Source organism: Vibrio sp. D173a, assembly GCF_030248475.1.
In genome coordinates this window covers 1-786 of the sequence record NZ_JAHGAH010000381.1, presented here as the reverse complement: position 1 = coordinate 786, position 786 = coordinate 1, and the positions used below count along the sequence as shown (strand labels likewise).

Here is a 786-nt window from a genome sequence, read left to right as displayed (position 1 = left end):
TGATTGCGCCTCGTATTTCCATAATTGTGACTTTGTGTGCAATAACGGATTTCAGTATCGGCTCGACTCGCTTTAGTATGTCGTTTTATTTAGTGGCAAGGTTGTCTTTGCTATCAAAAGTGAAAGTAGCAAAATCTCACGGGCAAGCTACTTTGACTTTATTAAGGAAGCATCTACTCCCGATAAATGAACGCACAACTCAAAGGTACACGCATGACTCTCAAAAGCTTGGCTTACACAATTAGCGCCGTTCTTTTAACTGGCTGTGGTTCGACTATAGCGACGAACGATTACAACGCAGACTTAATGATTACCAATGGCCAAGTCTTGACGATTAGCGCGACTAAGGACGTGATTGACGATGGAGTTGTCGTGGTGAAAGACGACCAGATCATCGCGGTTGGTAGTGAGGAGCTATTGACCCAGTATCGTGCGGAGAAAGTAATCGATGCTCAAGATGGTATCGTCATGCCTGGTATGGTCAATGCTCACAACCATCTTCCTATGATTGCATTTCGCGGATTGGGAGAAGAGGGGATTGCCTACTTCTTTCCTCTCGAAGCGGAAAAGCTAAGTCGTGAGCTCATCTACAATGCCACTAAACTCGGCAGCATCGAATTAGCGCAAAGTGGTGTCACAACCTATGCCGACATGTATTACCACATGTATGAAATGGCAAGGGCAACCAAAGAGGTAGGTCTACGAGCTGTTTTGGGTGAAACAGTGATTAAATTCCCGGTGGTTGATGCGAAAGAACCTTATGGAGGCATTGACTACGCAAAAGGA

1 protein-coding gene is annotated in these 786 nt (G+C 45.2%); it reads left to right on the top strand.

The genetic code is table 11. From position 1 onward, the window contains the following. Window positions 1-213: 213 nt before the first annotated feature. Window positions 214-786, top strand: a 573-nt coding sequence (locus tag KIV40_RS26020; RefSeq protein ID WP_285352083.1) for an amidohydrolase family protein, incomplete at its 3' end; no start/stop codon positions are given.